We start from the raw sequence: 14,307 nt of genomic DNA, 5'->3' as shown, positions 1-14,307 counted from the left end.
TAGCTGTGTATATGTAGCCTTTGTATGAGGTATTTGAACAAGTTGAGCAACGAGTCTCCAGATAGGCGCGTGTTCCTGTTTCTTCAGGGACCACATGGGCCATTTTTCAACCGGCTGGGCGTGATGCTGCACCACGCGGAGGCAGATGTCTGGCGTGTCGGTTTCAACGCAGGCGATCAAGCCTACTGGACCGATCCGCAAAGCTACATCCCCTACATCGGCACTGTCGCAGAATGGCCAGATCGGTTTGGCGGGCTGGTGGATGACAAATCCGTCACCGACATCGTGCTTTACGGCGATACGCGCCCGGTACACGCCCTCGCGGTGAAAGAGGCGCGTCGCCGCGGACTGACCGTCCACATCTTCGAAGAAGGCTATCTGCGCCCTTGGTGGGTGACCTATGAACGAAACGGTTCCAATGGCAATTCGCGCCTGATGGACATGACTGTGCCGCAAATGGTCGAGGCGCTGCGCCGGTCCGATATGGAATCCCCCCTGCCCCCGTCCCATTGGGGCGATATGCGCGCACATGTCCTGTACGGTGCGCTGTATCACTGGTTTGTCATGTTCCGGAACGGCAAATACAAGAACTTTGAGCCGCATCGCAAACTGTCCGTGGGTCAGGAATTTCGTCTGCATCTCAAACAGCTTCTGCTGATGCCCGCGATCGCGGCACGACGACGAATTGCCACCGCGCGCATCCGGCATGGCGGCTACCCCTACCATCTGGCGCTTTTGCAACTGGAACATGATTCCAGCTTTCAGCAGCATTCGCCCTTCACCTCGATGAGCGAGTTTCTGGAACTGGTGATCAGCGGATTCGCCGACGGCGCGCCAAAGCATCATCATCTGGTGGTCAAGGCACATCCGCTGGACGATGGCCGCGTCCCGTTCCGCAAGGTCATTACCCAACTGGCATCGCGGCACGGGATCAGCGGTCGCATTCACTATGTCCATGGTGGCAAGCTGGCACAGATGCTGCAAGAGGCGCGCAGTGCCGTCACCATCAATTCGACCGCCGCGCAACAGGTGCTGTGGCGGGGATTGCCGCTCAAAGTGTTTGGAAAAGCTGTTTACAACCAACCGGAATTCGTCTCGGACCAATCCTTGAGGGATTTCTTCGCGGGTGCCTCGCGCCCGGACCGGCGCGCCTACAAGGATTATCGGCGTTATCTTCTGGAAACCAGTCAGGTGGCCGGGGGGTTCTATTCGGCGCGCGGGCGCAGACAGTTGCTGCGGCATGTGGTCGACATGATGCTGTCCCGCGAGGATCCCTATGATGCGCTGCTGTCGGGCACCGCGGCACCGCGGCAACAGTTGCGGCTGGTGACCTGACCACGGGTAACGCCTGCGCTGGCAATATGGATTGGTTTCCGGTAGCTTCCGGCGGACAGCCGAGGCAGAACAAGAATAGTCCGAGGAAGCCAGACAGTGAAATCAACCGCAACCCGCTGGACAAAATCCGTGGCTCTTCTGGCCGTCGTGTCGATTCTCGCGTCTTGCGGCCTTCCGCGTGTCGGCCCGAACAAGCGCGAAATCTACGCCGGATCGGTCCAGAAGGACGGCGATGCCTTTGTCGTTGCCGTCGATGATCATGTCACCCGCGCCATTGCCGTCGTGCCATCCTTCGGGTTTTCCGACAGCTTCCGGCATGCGGCAGCCTTGGGCAGCGACACGATTCGCGCCGGTGATACGCTGGGTCTGACGGTCTGGGAAAACGTCGATGTCGGGCTTCTGTCCAACGAAGGTCTGAACGCGACCGTGCTGGAAGAGGTGCAGGTCGATGGCAACGGTTTTGTTTTCGTGCCCTATGCAGGACGCATCAAGGCGGCGGGCAACACGCCCGAGGCGATTCGCCGTATCATCACCAACAAGCTGGCCGACCAGACCCCCGATCCGCAGGTGCAGGTGCGCCGCTTGGCCGGGGACGGGGCGGCTGTCAGCCTGATGGGTGCCGTGGGCGGTCAGGGTGTCTATCCGATCGAACGCCCGACCCGCACGCTTTCGGCGATGCTGGCCCGTGCTGGCGGCGTGACAATCGATCCCGAAGTTGCCCAGGTCCGTGTGCTGCGGGGCGGCCAGACCGGCAAGATCTGGTTCAAGGATCTGTACGAGAATCCCCAGATGGACATCGCGTTGCGCGGTGGCGACCGCATCGTGATCGAACAGGACAGCCGCGCCTTTACCGCGCTGGGTGCGACCGGCCAACAGGCCCGCATGAAGTTTGAACATCAGTCGCTTACCGCGATCGAGGCGATTGCGCAGGTCGGCGGCCTGACGCCCTCTGCGTCGGACCCGACCGGGGTGTTCGTGATGCGCGACGAATCTGCAAGCATCGCCAATCAGGTTCTGGGCCGCAATGACCTGCAAGGCGATCAGCGCATGGTCTATGTGCTGGATCTGACCCAGCCCAACGGCATTTTCACCGCCCGCGATTTCACCATTCGCGACGGCGACACGCTATATGTGACCGAGGCCCCTTTCACGCAATGGAACAAGGTCGTGGCGGCGCTGACCGGTTCGCTGACGTCGATTACAACGGCAGATACCGCCGCCACGGCGTTGACGGGCGGTTAACGGGCGCGACATGCATCGGAACGAAACCGCCGGGAAGCCATCTTCCCGGCGTTTCTACGTCTATAATGGCGGTTTTCTGACCCAAGGCCGTGTCCGGCGTATTCTGGCGCTGTCCGGTTATCGCGTCTCGCTGGGTCTGCCGGGGCCGGATGACCTGATCGGGGTCTGGGGCCGTAGCCCGACGGCCCATCGGGGCGAGGCGATTGCGCAACGTCGCGGGGCGTCGCTGGTCCGGGTCGAGGACGCGTTTCTGCGCTCTGTCCGCACCGGGCGCGATGGTGATCCACCGCTTGGCCTGTAGATCGACCACTCGGGCGTGCATTTTGACGCCAGCCAGCCCAGCGATCTGGAAAAACTGCTTTTGGAGCACCCGCTTGACGATCCTGCGCTGTTGGCGCGGGCCCGGACGGGCATGGCGCGCCTTCAGACAGCCGATCTGAGCAAATACAACAGTTTTGATCCCGACCTGCCCACGCCGGAGCCGGGTTATGTGCTGGTTATTGACCAGACACGCGGCGACGCCTCGGTCACAGCCAGCAACGGCGATGCGGCGCGGTTTCGCGCGATGCTGGCCGCCGCGCGGGCAGAACATCCGGCGCGGCGCATCTTGCTGAAGACCCATCCCGAAACGCAGGCGGGCCACCGGTCGGGCTATTTCCGGCCAGAGGATGCGGGTGGCAACGTGACCTTGCAGGATCAAGCGATCTCGCCCTGGGCGCTGTTGCAGGGGGCCGCTGCGGTCTACACGCTGTCGTCGCAACTGGGGTTTGAGGCGATCCTTGCCGGGCATCGCCCGCGCGTTTTCGGCCAGCCCTTTTATGCCGGATGGGGGCAAAGCGACGACGAAAGACCTGTTGCGCGGCGTCAGCGCCCCCTGACGCCGGATCAGCTTTTTGCCGCCGCGATGATTCTTTATCCGCGCTGGTACGACCCGTATCGCGACAGGCTGTGCCCATTTGAGCAGGCCGTCGAGACGCTGGAGGCGCAGGTGCGGGCCTTTCGCGACGACCGTCATGGATGGGTGGCCGAGGGCATGCGCCTGTGGAAACGCGCGCCGTTGCAACGGTTTTTCGGCAATGAGCGGAAGGTCCGGTTCGACAATGCCGCCCCGGCGGAAACCGCCCGATCAAAAGGTCTGCGCCATATGGTCTGGGCGGGTAAGGCCGCGCCCGGATCGAATGCGGTGCGGGTCGAGGACGGGTTTCTGCGCTCGCGCGGTTTGGGGGCAGAGCTGATCCCGCCGCTATCGCTGGTCTGCGACACGACAGGCATTTATTACGATCCGTCGAGAGCCTCGGATCTGGAAAAGTTGATCGCGCAGAGCCCGGACCTGCCCGCTGACCAGATCCTGCGCGCCGAACGCCTGATCGGCGCGATCACGGCCGGTGGGCTATCGAAATACAACCTGTCGCAGCGCCGCCCCGACCTTCCCCCCGGCCACCGGATACTTGTGCCCGGACAGGTCGAGGATGATGCGTCCATCCTGACCGGATGCGGCGCGGTTCGGACCAATCTGGCGCTCTTGAAGGCGGCCAGACAGGCCAATCCGGATGCGGTTCTGCTTTATAAACCGCATCCGGATGTCGAGGCGGGGCTGCGCAGCGGGACGATTCCCGAGGCAGGTCAGATCGCCGACAGGGTGCTGGTTCACACCGATATGGCGGGATTGCTTGAGACAGTGGACGAGGTCTGGACGCTAACCTCGCTGACCGGGTTCGAGGCCTTGCTGCGCGGCTGCCGGGTGGTGACGCTGGGCGCGCCGTTTTACGCAGGCTGGGGGCTGACGACCGATCTGGGCGAGGTGCCCGGTCGGCGCCGGGCACGGGTGACACTTGCCGGGCTGGTGCATGCCACATTGATCGCCTATCCGCGCTACCGCGATCCGGTGACAGGCCTGCCCTGTCCGGTCGAAGTGATCGTGGACCGGCTGGCCAAGGGACAGGTGCCAAGGCCCGGCCCGTTCAACCGAAGCCTGTCCAAATTGCAGGGACTTTTTGCCAGCCAAGCGCATCTTTGGCGGAGATAGATCTGGATCTGGGCGGGTCTTCAAACTGCGGACTTCGCGCCTGCGTGTGACGGCAGGGACAGGCAAGTGGTGCGGCTACTCCGGCGCTGTGCGGCGGGTCCAGCGATGCATCACATCCGGGCCGATTGCGCGCGTTTCGACCAGATCAAACCGCGGCGCATCGGCAAGGTGTTCCAACCCTAGCGCCCCGATCGAGGGACGCCCCTCGGCACCCAGAACGACGCCGGCGGTAAAGCCGATCAGCTCATCCACCAACCGCGCCTCGAACAGCGAGGCGGCCAGTGTTCCGCCGCCTTCGCAAAAGACGCGGGTCAACCCGGCTTGCCCCAACGCTTGCAGAACCGACGCGGGATCCACCTGTCGGCCACGCAACGTGCAGCGAAGCAGGCGCGCGCCCAACCCCTCCCACGCCTTGTGAAGGGCCGCGTCGACTTCCGGGCCATGGCAGATCCAGAGCGGTACCTCGCCAGCGGTCCGGGCAAGCTGACCCATCAGCGGCAGGTCGAGCAGGCGCGACACCACGACCCGCACGGGTTGATGCGCGACGCCCAGACCGCGCACGGTGAGCGACGGATCGTCGGTGCGCGCGGTGCCGCCACCCACCATCACCGCATCATGCTGGCTGCGTTGCGCATGCACCAGACGCCGGGCATCGGGGCCGGTGATCCACTGGCTTTCGCCGCTGGCGGTGGCGATGCGGCCATCAAAACTGGTGGCGAGTTTCAACGTCAGCCAGGGCCGCCCCTGTTCGACACGGCGGAAGAAACCGGCGTGATCCTCGGCGGCCTGACCTGCCAGAATACCGGTTGTGACGGCGATGCCCGCCGCGCGCAGCATCGCAAAGCCACGCCCTGAAACGCGCGGATCGTTATCCTCGAACGGGGCGACAACGCGGGCAATTCCGGCCTCAATCAGCGCCTCGGCGCAGGGCGGGGTCTGTCCGTGATGGGCGCAGGGTTCCAGCGTGACATAGGCCGTGGCCCCGCGTGCCGCCTGTCCGGCCTGCGCCAGCGCCACGGTTTCGGCATGCGGGCGTCCGCCGGGTTGCGTCCAGCCGCGTCCGACGATGCGGGCACCCTGCACGATCACACAGCCCACCGCCGGATTGGGCCAGCACCTGCCCTGCCCGCGCCGACCAAGGGTCAGCGCGTGGGCCATATGTCGGGTATCAGCCTTTGTCACTTTTCCGGGGCGGTGTCCGGACGCAGCTCGCTGACGAACTTGTCGAAGTCATCGGCGGCCTGAAAATTCTTGTAAACGCTGGCAAAGCGCACATAGGCGACGGTGTCGATCCGGGCCAGCGCCTCCATCACGATCTCGCCGATCTGCTTGGACGGGATGTCGGTTTCGCCCATGCTTTCCAGCCGCCGCACGATGCCAGAGATCATCTGGTCGATCCGTTCCGGCTCTACCGGGCGTTTCTGCATGGAAATGCGGATCGAGCGCTCCAGCTTGTCGCGGTCGAAATCTTCGCGTCGGCCATTGGTCTTGATGACCACCAGATCGCGCAGCTGCACGCGTTCATAGGTGGTAAAACGGCCGCCACATGCCGGACAGAAACGTCGCCGCCGGATCGAGACATGGTCCTCGGCGGGACGTGAATCCTTGACCTGTGTGTCGATATTTCCGCAAAACGGGCAGCGCATGGGCCATCCCCCTATGTTGATCCGCCTCTGTTTGTAGGTCTATGGGCCCACTTGGGCAGTACTATAGGACAGCCGCTAGGGTTTGGGTAGATGTGTTTTACACACGCTAGATAAGCGCAAAAACGTAGCACATCCGCGTCAGTCGACGACCGGCACCAGACCGGGACTGTCGCCGATATGGGGGCACCCGCCCTTGAAGATCTGCACCAGATTGTCGCGCGCGGGACAGCGGCAGGCTTCCGGCGAGATCCGTTATTCCCGCCCATCCAGCCGTAGGGGCCGGGGCCTGCGGTCCGGTCCCTTGCGTTTCTGCCATGCGGTCGCAGCCATGCCTTTGGCTGGCGCATTCACCGTCTTGTCTATCTGGGCGAATTATTATTGACAATTCTGTTGACAATATTCTTGCTAACTTTAACAACATTGCGGACAGCCGGGGATTGCCGGCACCGAGAAGGAGCGACAAGCGGATGACTGCACACCCCGTGGATACCGGCACTCTGTCCGACCTTCTATGTGCCATGCTGGAACACGAGGGCTGCGCGCCAGAAGAGGCGCGGATCGTCGCCGATCATTTGGTCGAGGCAAGCGCGCGCGGACATGACAGCCACGGCGTCGTCCGGATTTCACGCTATGTGCAATGGCTGCGATCCGGCAAAATCAAGGCCAACCGCGCGGCAAAGGTGATCGCCGATATTGGCGCGCTGGTACAGCTTGACGGGCAGTCCGGCATGGGACAGCGGCTGGCCGGGGAGGCCATCTCGATAGGTATCGAGCGCGCCCGCAGCCACGGAACCGCAATCGTCGCGATGCGTCACGCCGGTCATATCGGTCGGCTGGGGGCCTATGCCGAACAGGCCGCGCGGGCCGGATTCGTCTCGCTGCATTTCGTCAATGTCGGCGGCTCGCGGATCGTGGCACCCTTCGGTTCGGCCGAGGCGGCCTGCTCCACCGCGCCCATCGCCATTGGTGTGCCCAATCCGGGCGGCGATGATTTCATCCTCGATTTCGCCACCTCCATGGTCGCCGAAGGCAAGGCGCTGGTCGCCGCGCGCGGCGGACCGCCGCTGCCGTCCGAGTCCCTGGTGGGCGGCGATGGTCAGCGGACCTCGGACCCGCAGATCCTTTATGGCGACACCCTGAATGCGCAGGTGCCAGACCCGCGGGCCGGCACCGGGGCACTGCGCACCATGGGCGACCACAAGGGTTCGGGCCTGGCGCTGGCCTGCGAACTTCTGGCCGGGGCGCTCACCGGGAACGGCACCAACAAGCAGGGCGACGGGATCTTCGGCAATGGCTATGTCGCCATCGTCCTTGATCCGGCACGGCTTGACGACACCGGCGGCTTCGCGGCCGAGGTGCGCGACTACATCGATTTCGTCCGCGGACTGCGGCCCGAAGCAGGGTTGGAGCGTGTGCAGATCCCCGGCGACCCGGAACGCGCGCGCCAGCACCACACCCGGTTGAACGGGCTTACGGTGCCTCCCGGCGTGATGCAGGCCATACTCGACCTGGCCGAAGAAATGGGCCTTGACACCCAGGGGCTGGAACACGAGGCCATGACCTAACCGCAAGCGCGGCACTGTGCCCCGTGACAGGATTTGAACCACGAAAGGAAAAAGCATGTCGATTCCAAGCCTACGCGAGATCTGGGAGAACGGTGACAAATGCATCAACGGCTGGTGCGCCATGCCCTCGACGGTGACCGCCGAGATCGTCGCGCGGCAGCCGTTCGACACGCTGACGATCGACCTTCAGCATGGGCTGGTGGATTACCAGATGGCGCTGACGATGCTTCAGGCGATGGGCGTGAGCGACGTGCCAAAGCTGGCCCGCGTGCGCTGGAATGACCCCGGCTTCATCATGGCGCTGCTCGACGCCGGCTTTACCGGCATAATCTGCCCGATGATCAACACCCGCGCCGAAGCCGAAGCCTTCGTATCGGCCTGCCACTACGCGCCGCGCGGGTCTCGGTCCTTCGGGCCGACGCGCGCCTCCATCGCCTACGGGGCCGACTACCAGGAACAGGCCAAGACCCGCATCGCCACCCTGGCGATGATCGAAACCCGCGAGGCGCTGGACAACCTCGATGATATTCTCACCGTCGAAGGGCTTGACGCAGTTTATATCGGGCCGTCCGATCTGGCGATCTCGATGGGCTACCCGCCCTCGCTGGAAAACATCGCGCCCGAGGTCGAAGAGGCGATCGTGACGATCCGTGAAAAAGCCCAGGCCGCCGGGCGCTTTACCGGCATCCACACCGGAAATTCCGCCGTCGCCGCGGCCAAGCTGAAAGACGGGTTCAACCTTGCGTCGCTGTCGACCGACACCAAGATTTTTTCGACCGCCGTGGCCGAAATGCTCCGCAATGCGCGGCCAGACGCGGGTGACAAGACGGTGAAGGCACTTTATTGAACCAAGGCGGAGCGGGAGGCATGCGCAGATCATGGAAGTGATTGACCAGATCGAGGAAGACATCGTCTTCGGCCTATATCCACCGGGATCGCGGATCGTGGAGGATGCGCTGCAAAAGCGATTTGGTCTCAGCCGCTACCTGCTGCGCAGCATCCTCGGCGAGTTGGAGAACCGCGGATTGGTGACCCGTGTTCCCAACCGCGGGGCGCTGGTGGTAGAGCCGACGCCCGACGAGATCGACGACCTCTACGAGGTGCGCGAGATCCTCGAATTGCGGGCCGCCGAACGCACGCCATTTCCGATCCCGCCGGCCGGGCTGGGGCAGATGGAGGATCTGGTGGAATCCCATGCCGAGGCGGCCGCCGCGGGCGACCTGCGCCGGGTGTTCCGGCTCAATGTCGAGCTGCACCGGCACCAGTATTCGTTCTGCCCAAACGAGATGCTGCAACGGGTGATCGAGGAATACTCGCGCCGTGTGCACAGCATCCGGGCGGTAAAATACAACGATCCGGGGCATCTTGACGTGGTGGTGGCCCAGCACCGCGAGATCGTCGAGGCGATGCGGCAATGCGACACCGCGCGATATGTCGAGGCCGTGCGGGTGCATCTGCCCGATTCCAGCATCGCATACCGCCGCGCCTGGGAGCTGAAACACGGCCGCACCGAACAGGCGGGCTGAGCGCCTCGCGCCGCTGCTGACAGCACCGGCGGATTAAACAGCATATCCTTTGAAATCGTGCTTGCGCCTCGTGCCGCGGGACGCGCCCGGCTGCGTGATGAGTGGATGGACATTTGTGTCAATAAAGTTGTTGATAATTATGACGGCAATCTGGCTCACTTCCTGCAAGCAGATGAGGACCACCACATGACCAGCAAACGATTCCTGATTGGCAATGCCGCGGGGTTTTCCGGCGACCGGGTCGATGCGGCGTTGCCGGTGGTGCGCACGCTCATCTCGCGCGGCCTGCCCTCGGCGTTGTTCTTCGAAGTGCTTGGCGAACGCACCGTGGCGCTGGCGCAGATGGCCCGCGCCTGCGCATGGTTTCGCGCCATGGCGTCGACTGCGACAACCTTAACTCCGACCAGCTCCGCAGTCTTGGCATCGGCGTCGCGGTGGCCGAACACGCGATGATGCTCACACTTGCCGCTTTCATCCGAAACCGCCAACCTCTTCGATGCCACGCTCCTGGCGCAGCCCAAGCCGGGGGCAATCGTGGGAAATACCGGGCGCGGCGGCGTGGTCGATGAAGCTGCCGTTGTGGCGGCGCTGGAAACGGGAACACCATCCATCTACGCGACCGACGTTTTCGCAAAGGAACCGCCCGCGCGCGATGTGAATCAGTTTGCGTACCCCTTCGAAGTAGAGACGCAAGGATGGCCGCCTGATCTCTGCCTATCCCATTAAAACTAGGGTGCTTTGAAGATTGTTGGCTGGGGTGGTAGGATTCGAACCTACGATACACGGTACCAAAAACCGATGCCTTACCGCTTGGCTACACCCCAACGTGAGCCGCTACTTACGCAATAGGCTTAGCCGTATCAAGCCCTCAAAGTCAAAAATATCTCTTCAACTATGAATGACCTGCCAGACGCGTCGCAAGTCGTGTTCGGACCTTTCACGCCGTTCGTTTATCGTGGCCCGTCTGACCATGAAAACTGTAGCAGGCCCGGCCTTTTCGCTTGGAGCGATAGAGCGCATCATCGGCCTCCGTGATAATCTGTTCGGCGCTTTTCGGCGTCAGACCGTCATGCATTGCGATCCCGACACTGCCCGAAACCCGGCAAATGTTATCGGCAAAGGCGACTGGCCTCTCGATACGTTCGATCAAACGTTGGGCAAGCTGGGATAACCTCTCAATATCAGTAAGTTGCGGGAAAATCAGCAAGAACTCATCCCCACCGAACCTGACCACGGTGTCGCTTTCGCGGGTGACTTCCAGCATGCGCTGCGCCACTTGCTTCAGGACATGATCGCCGGCGGCATGGCCGTGTTGATCATTGACCTGCTTGAAATAGTCCAGATCGAGATGCATCACCGATACGGCCTGATCGGTGGCCAGCAGACGCGAAAGCACATGATCCATCGCGCGGCGGTTTTTCAACCCGGTCAAAGTATCGGTAAATGCCTGCTCTTCCGCAGCCATTCTTGCCCCTTGCAAACGTTCGTTGAGCAATCGTGACGCCTGCATCGCGGCGGATTTGGCTTCGACCAGGTACAGCATCTCAACGGTCAGGTCCGTCGGGGCGAAATCGGCATTGGTCAGGTGATAGTCGCGAACGCTATCCACCACCGAGATCCCGAATGACAGATTCAGAATCGCGCCACCCTTTTCATCCGCGACAAGCACAGCCTTGAGGCTGGTATGGGGCGGCTCTCGAAACCGGAGCTGGAGTTTTCGACCGGCAATCGCCAACAGGTCCGGCATCATTCTAACACCCTGCGGGCGGTGCAGCTCAAACACTTCCAGCAATCGCTTCCCGACGAGCGGGTCGCCGACCCGTAATTTCGCCAGAGTTGGTCCGGCATGTCGAATTTGTCCCGTCGCATCCACGGTCAGATGCATCGGACAAAGAATATCAAGAATACGGTCAGACGCCATCTACATCGCCTCCGCCCGCATGATTGACACGCGCGCCCAGATCGAAACTGCGGCCAACCGAATATTCCGTCTCGAAGAGAGTGATCTCAACAAATTCTTCCGTCCCATCGCCTTTTCCGAAATTGAGGCAGGCAAGCGTGCCGTAATCATCCGCCAAAGTCCGGAGCAAACCAACCAGCACATGTCCAAAACCCGGTATCCGGGAACGACAGATCAGCCGAAATTCGACCGACCCGAACTCGTGAAGCTCCAGCTCTGGCAGTTCAAGGTCAGAAACGGCAAGTCGCGCCCGTTCCGGCAGATCGTCCAGTGAATGCAGGAATTCGATGAAATCTCCGCCCCCGAAGCGCAACAGCCGTCGCAGGGATTCATTATTGGGGTGGGACACAAGATATGTCCCCATATCTTCCAACAGGCCAGCGCGGGGCTTTGCCAGTTCGGCACTGCATGCATCAAGGAAAACGCTGGTCAAGTCGTCTTCGTAAACCAACATAGACTCGAAGCTGAGAACCCCGCTATCCGTGCGGTGCGCTATACGGTCCCAAACCTGTGGGCCATATGTGTCACGCACAAAACACTGAATCGTCCGGTTGATTAGGCCATGCATCAATTTCATCCCTATTCTCAGGGCCAGCTTGACACGCGCTACATTAAGATTCGTTGAATCTCTGAGGGTCTTCTTGTCTTGAACTCTCTGGTTGCGCTGCTGTCACCGCAAGAGCGCCACAGAAATCACCTCTGCTCGTGCGCAATCATCCTATTACGGCCGAGGCGATGGCGTACAACCTGCGGCATTCAATCTGGGAAATGCCGCAGACCATCTTGGCGCGATCGTCGAAGAATACCGGTTCGACGAAACACGCAATGGATAGATTTTCGGAGGCGCCAGTTGGCGGGCCTGCCGTCGATCCGGGATCATCAGACTGTCGCAGGGGTCCCCATGTTCAGCGGCAGACGCAAACCGCATGGACGCAAACCGTCAACGCGGCGAGAGATAGTCGGCAGAAACGTAACCCGTGACTGACGGTGCCTGCGCCAAAGAGACGCGACACCAAAGCTGGCCCAACTCGGTCACACAATCGCGGCGGATCACTTCGGTGCCGTCCGGCAAGCCCAGAATTACCCTGAAGCCAAGTCCGGGACCGCCTCGCAGCTTCAAAAGCTCATCCTGCCCGGCACCTTCAACCAACGTCCGTCCACCTGCGCCATTGCTGCAACCGGCAACGAGTGCGAAAGCGAAAAGGACAATAAACTTAGTTCGGTTCATGGTTTGACCTCGGTCGTTCCGGGCGTGCGCCCTGTTTATACGGCATTGCCACACAAATTCATGTTTTGGCCGCAAATTACCCGGTCCGTAATGAGTCTGCCAACAAAAGTATAGTGAGCTACGGCAAGGGCGATTGACTCATATACTCGCGCCCTGGCCACAAACATCCGGTTCGCTGTTTTTGGGTCAGTTTATGACGCAAAAGTTAATTTCGTCTGACGTCTTATAAAATGATGGTGGCGGACCGAGGAGGATTCGAACCCCCGACCCCCTGATTCGTAGTCAGGTACTCTATCCAGCTGAGCTATCGGTCCGTTGGGGCGGGATTACCTTCCGGTGCCGGGCTTTGCAAGGGGCAAAATACAGGAAATTTCAATCATCGAGCACGTCTTGCATGGGCAAGCTGATTTCGAAGCGGGATCCTGCCTCATCGCTTGAAACCAGACGAAGCGCACCGCCGTGGCCTCGCAGCAATTCCTGGCTAATGGCAAGGCCAAGCCCGGATCCGCCCTTCCGGGCACCGCCATGGAACGCCTGAAACAAGTGTTCGCGCGCTTTGGGCGGCAGGCCGGGGCCGGTATCGGTGATGTCGATATACCAGGTCGTCTCGTCTTCGCGGGCGGCAATGTTGATCTCGCCCGGCTTTCCGGTTCCGACGATCGCTTGACGGGCGTTTCGCACAAGGTTGGAAAGTGCGCGGTACAGTTGCTCGGCATCCGCGCGGATCATCATCTGCGCGGGAATATCCTCGGACAGGCTCAGGTCGTGGTCGCCGATAGCCAGTCGTTCGCCGTCCAGCACATCACCGACGAGTTCTGCCAGATTGAACCGCGTCAACGTCGGCGCGGGTTCCTCGGCCCGTCCGAAGGCAAGCGTACTTTCGCATAACGACACTGCCCGCGCGATCGAATTCACCAGCTTTGGCGCGAGCCGCTGCACGGTCGGGTCTTCGGATGTTTCGATACGGTCCGTAAACAACTGCGCCGAGGTCAGGATATTGCGCAGGTCATGGCTGATCTTGGCCACAGCGCCGCCCAGTTGCGCCAACCGCTCTTTCTGCTTCAGCGCCGCAGTCAGCTGTGTTTCCAGCGTTTGCAACGCTTCTTCGGCCTCGCGCAATTCGCGGACCCCAGCGGTCGGGCGGAGGATACGCCGCGCATCTTCGGGCGCGGCAGCATAGCTCGCCATCTCATGCACGAGTTTCTTGATCGGCTTGACCAACAATCGGCGCACGGCAAGAAATAACAGCATCGCCGTTATCACCGAGATCACCGCCGACAGCGCCAGAATGCGCAACCCGTAGTCGATCATCGCCATTCGCAGCGGCGCGGTTTCCATTGTCACTTCTAACAGCAACCCGGCATCGCGCAACGGATTGCCGATGACGCGGATCATCCTCGGCTCGGGGTCGGCCAGTTGCGCAACCGCATCCCGGATCAGCGTGCTCGCGGAAGGATCGCGCAGATCATACGTCGCCCAGACAGCGCCGGGCATTGGCGAGGACAGCACCAGCTGTCGCGCCTCGTCCCGTCGCAGCACCACATTGAAAACGCCGGCGTTCAGCAGCAGCTCTTCTTCGAGATCGACACCGATATTGTCATTTGCCAGCCGTGCGAGCGACGCGATCTGCGCGCGTTCCAGCCGGGCCAGCAGAAAATCCTCTCGGAACCGCGCGACAGACGGCAGAAAGATCAGCACCTCCGCCAGCATCACGAAGATCGTCGTCAGGATCAGGAAACGGCCGGAGAGCGAATTCAACATAGGCGGTAAGACACAATC

General features: G+C 61.7%; 13 protein-coding genes, 2 tRNA genes and 1 pseudogene. 8 read left to right on the top strand and 8 right to left on the bottom strand.

Going from position 1 to position 14,307, the window contains the following annotated elements; all coding sequences use genetic code 11:
- Window positions 1-24 precede the first annotated feature (24 nt).
- The 3 genes and pseudogenes from DMZ65_RS06680 to DMZ65_RS06670 all read left to right on the top strand — a co-directional run bounded on the left by DMZ65_RS06680 (window position 25) and on the right by DMZ65_RS06670 (window position 4,603).
- On the top strand, window positions 25-1,335 hold the full coding sequence (locus DMZ65_RS06680; protein ID WP_116598090.1) for a capsule polysaccharide biogenesis protein: 1,311 nt from the start codon (window positions 25-27) through the stop codon (window positions 1,333-1,335).
- A 96-nt stretch (window positions 1,336-1,431) separates the two neighbouring features.
- Complete coding sequence (locus DMZ65_RS06675; RefSeq protein WP_116598089.1) at window positions 1,432-2,577, top strand: polysaccharide biosynthesis/export family protein; 1,146 nt, start codon at window positions 1,432-1,434, stop codon at window positions 2,575-2,577.
- Between the two features lie 10 nt (window positions 2,578-2,587).
- Window positions 2,588-4,603, top strand: a pseudogene (locus tag DMZ65_RS06670) (capsule polysaccharide biogenesis protein).
- Window positions 4,604-4,678: 75 nt separating this feature from the next.
- Here DMZ65_RS06670 and ribD read toward each other — a convergent pair.
- Window positions 4,679-5,785 carry a bifunctional diaminohydroxyphosphoribosylaminopyrimidine deaminase/5-amino-6-(5-phosphoribosylamino)uracil reductase RibD gene (gene ribD, locus DMZ65_RS06665; protein ID WP_269801540.1) on the bottom strand — a complete coding sequence of 369 codons (1,107 nt, stop codon included), beginning with the start codon at window positions 5,783-5,785 and terminating at the stop codon, window positions 4,679-4,681.
- On the bottom strand, window positions 5,782-6,249 hold the full coding sequence (gene nrdR / locus DMZ65_RS06660; protein WP_116598087.1) for a transcriptional regulator NrdR: 468 nt from the start codon (window positions 6,247-6,249) through the stop codon (window positions 5,782-5,784). Before nrdR ends, ribD begins: the two co-directional genes overlap by 4 nt.
- A gap of 467 nt (window positions 6,250-6,716) precedes the next feature.
- Here nrdR and DMZ65_RS06655 point away from each other — a divergent pair, with 467 nt between their 5' ends.
- The 5 genes from DMZ65_RS06655 to DMZ65_RS06635 all read left to right on the top strand — a co-directional run bounded on the left by DMZ65_RS06655 (window position 6,717) and on the right by DMZ65_RS06635 (window position 10,066).
- Entirely contained in the window at window positions 6,717-7,814 is a 1,098-nt protein-coding gene (locus DMZ65_RS06655; RefSeq protein ID WP_157960577.1) for an Ldh family oxidoreductase, read from the top strand.
- Between the two features lie 55 nt (window positions 7,815-7,869).
- Window positions 7,870-8,661, top strand: a complete 792-nt coding sequence (locus DMZ65_RS06650) for an HpcH/HpaI aldolase family protein (RefSeq protein WP_116598085.1) — start codon at window positions 7,870-7,872, stop codon at window positions 8,659-8,661.
- Window positions 8,662-8,692: 31 nt separating this feature from the next.
- Window positions 8,693-9,340, top strand: coding sequence for a GntR family transcriptional regulator (locus tag DMZ65_RS06645; protein WP_116598084.1), 648 nt, complete (start codon window positions 8,693-8,695; stop codon window positions 9,338-9,340).
- 105 nt (window positions 9,341-9,445) lie between these two features.
- Window positions 9,446-9,793: a hypothetical protein gene (locus tag DMZ65_RS06640; RefSeq protein WP_157960576.1), complete on the top strand. Its 348-nt coding sequence runs from the start codon at window positions 9,446-9,448 to the stop codon at window positions 9,791-9,793.
- 9 nt (window positions 9,794-9,802) lie between these two features.
- On the top strand, window positions 9,803-10,066 hold the full coding sequence (locus tag DMZ65_RS06635) for an NAD(P)-dependent oxidoreductase (RefSeq protein ID WP_116598082.1): 264 nt from the start codon (window positions 9,803-9,805) through the stop codon (window positions 10,064-10,066).
- Between the two features lie 23 nt (window positions 10,067-10,089).
- Here DMZ65_RS06635 and DMZ65_RS06630 read toward each other — a convergent pair.
- The 6 genes from DMZ65_RS06630 to DMZ65_RS06605 all read right to left on the bottom strand — a co-directional run bounded on the left by DMZ65_RS06630 (window position 10,090) and on the right by DMZ65_RS06605 (window position 14,289).
- Window positions 10,090-10,164, bottom strand: a tRNA-Gln gene (locus DMZ65_RS06630).
- Between the two features lie 113 nt (window positions 10,165-10,277).
- The gene (locus DMZ65_RS06625) at window positions 10,278-11,261 is read right to left on the bottom strand and encodes a GGDEF domain-containing protein (RefSeq protein ID WP_116598081.1); all 984 of its coding nucleotides are present in this window, start codon (window positions 11,259-11,261) and stop codon (window positions 10,278-10,280) included.
- Complete coding sequence (locus tag DMZ65_RS06620; protein WP_116598170.1) at window positions 11,251-11,868, bottom strand: heme NO-binding domain-containing protein; 618 nt, start codon at window positions 11,866-11,868, stop codon at window positions 11,251-11,253. Before DMZ65_RS06620 ends, DMZ65_RS06625 begins: the two co-directional genes overlap by 11 nt.
- Window positions 11,869-12,240: 372 nt before the next feature.
- On the bottom strand, window positions 12,241-12,528 hold the full coding sequence (locus DMZ65_RS06615) for an SH3 domain-containing protein (protein ID WP_116598169.1): 288 nt from the start codon (window positions 12,526-12,528) through the stop codon (window positions 12,241-12,243).
- A gap of 237 nt (window positions 12,529-12,765) precedes the next feature.
- Window positions 12,766-12,842: transfer RNA gene (locus DMZ65_RS06610), tRNA-Arg, on the bottom strand.
- Window positions 12,843-12,900: 58 nt separating this feature from the next.
- On the bottom strand, window positions 12,901-14,289 hold the full coding sequence (locus DMZ65_RS06605) for a sensor histidine kinase (protein ID WP_116598080.1): 1,389 nt from the start codon (window positions 14,287-14,289) through the stop codon (window positions 12,901-12,903).
- Window positions 14,290-14,307: the final 18 nt, after the last annotated feature.

It is taken from the genome of Primorskyibacter marinus, assembly GCF_003313245.1.
Taxonomy (GTDB): domain Bacteria; phylum Pseudomonadota; class Alphaproteobacteria; order Rhodobacterales; family Rhodobacteraceae; genus Primorskyibacter; species Primorskyibacter marinus.
This window is presented reverse-complemented; position numbering and strand designations above follow the sequence as displayed.

Coding starts and splice junctions, on each gene's coding strand:
- DMZ65_RS06680 (WP_116598090.1), top strand. CDS start 25: ATGAGGTATTTGAACAAGTTGAGCAACGAGTCTCCAGATAGGCGCGTG.
- nrdR (WP_116598087.1), bottom strand. CDS start 6,249: ATGCGCTGCCCGTTTTGCGGAAATATCGACACACAGGTCAAGGATTCA.
- DMZ65_RS06655 (WP_157960577.1), top strand. CDS start 6,717: ATGACTGCACACCCCGTGGATACCGGCACTCTGTCCGACCTTCTATGT.
- DMZ65_RS06650 (WP_116598085.1), top strand. CDS start 7,870: ATGTCGATTCCAAGCCTACGCGAGATCTGGGAGAACGGTGACAAATGC.
- DMZ65_RS06645 (WP_116598084.1), top strand. CDS start 8,693: ATGGAAGTGATTGACCAGATCGAGGAAGACATCGTCTTCGGCCTATAT.
- DMZ65_RS06640 (WP_157960576.1), top strand. CDS start 9,446: ATGGACATTTGTGTCAATAAAGTTGTTGATAATTATGACGGCAATCTG.
- DMZ65_RS06625 (WP_116598081.1), bottom strand. CDS start 11,261: ATGGCGTCTGACCGTATTCTTGATATTCTTTGTCCGATGCATCTGACC.
- DMZ65_RS06620 (WP_116598170.1), bottom strand. CDS start 11,868: ATGCATGGCCTAATCAACCGGACGATTCAGTGTTTTGTGCGTGACACA.
- DMZ65_RS06615 (WP_116598169.1), bottom strand. CDS start 12,528: ATGAACCGAACTAAGTTTATTGTCCTTTTCGCTTTCGCACTCGTTGCC.
- DMZ65_RS06605 (WP_116598080.1), bottom strand. CDS start 14,289: ATGTTGAATTCGCTCTCCGGCCGTTTCCTGATCCTGACGACGATCTTC.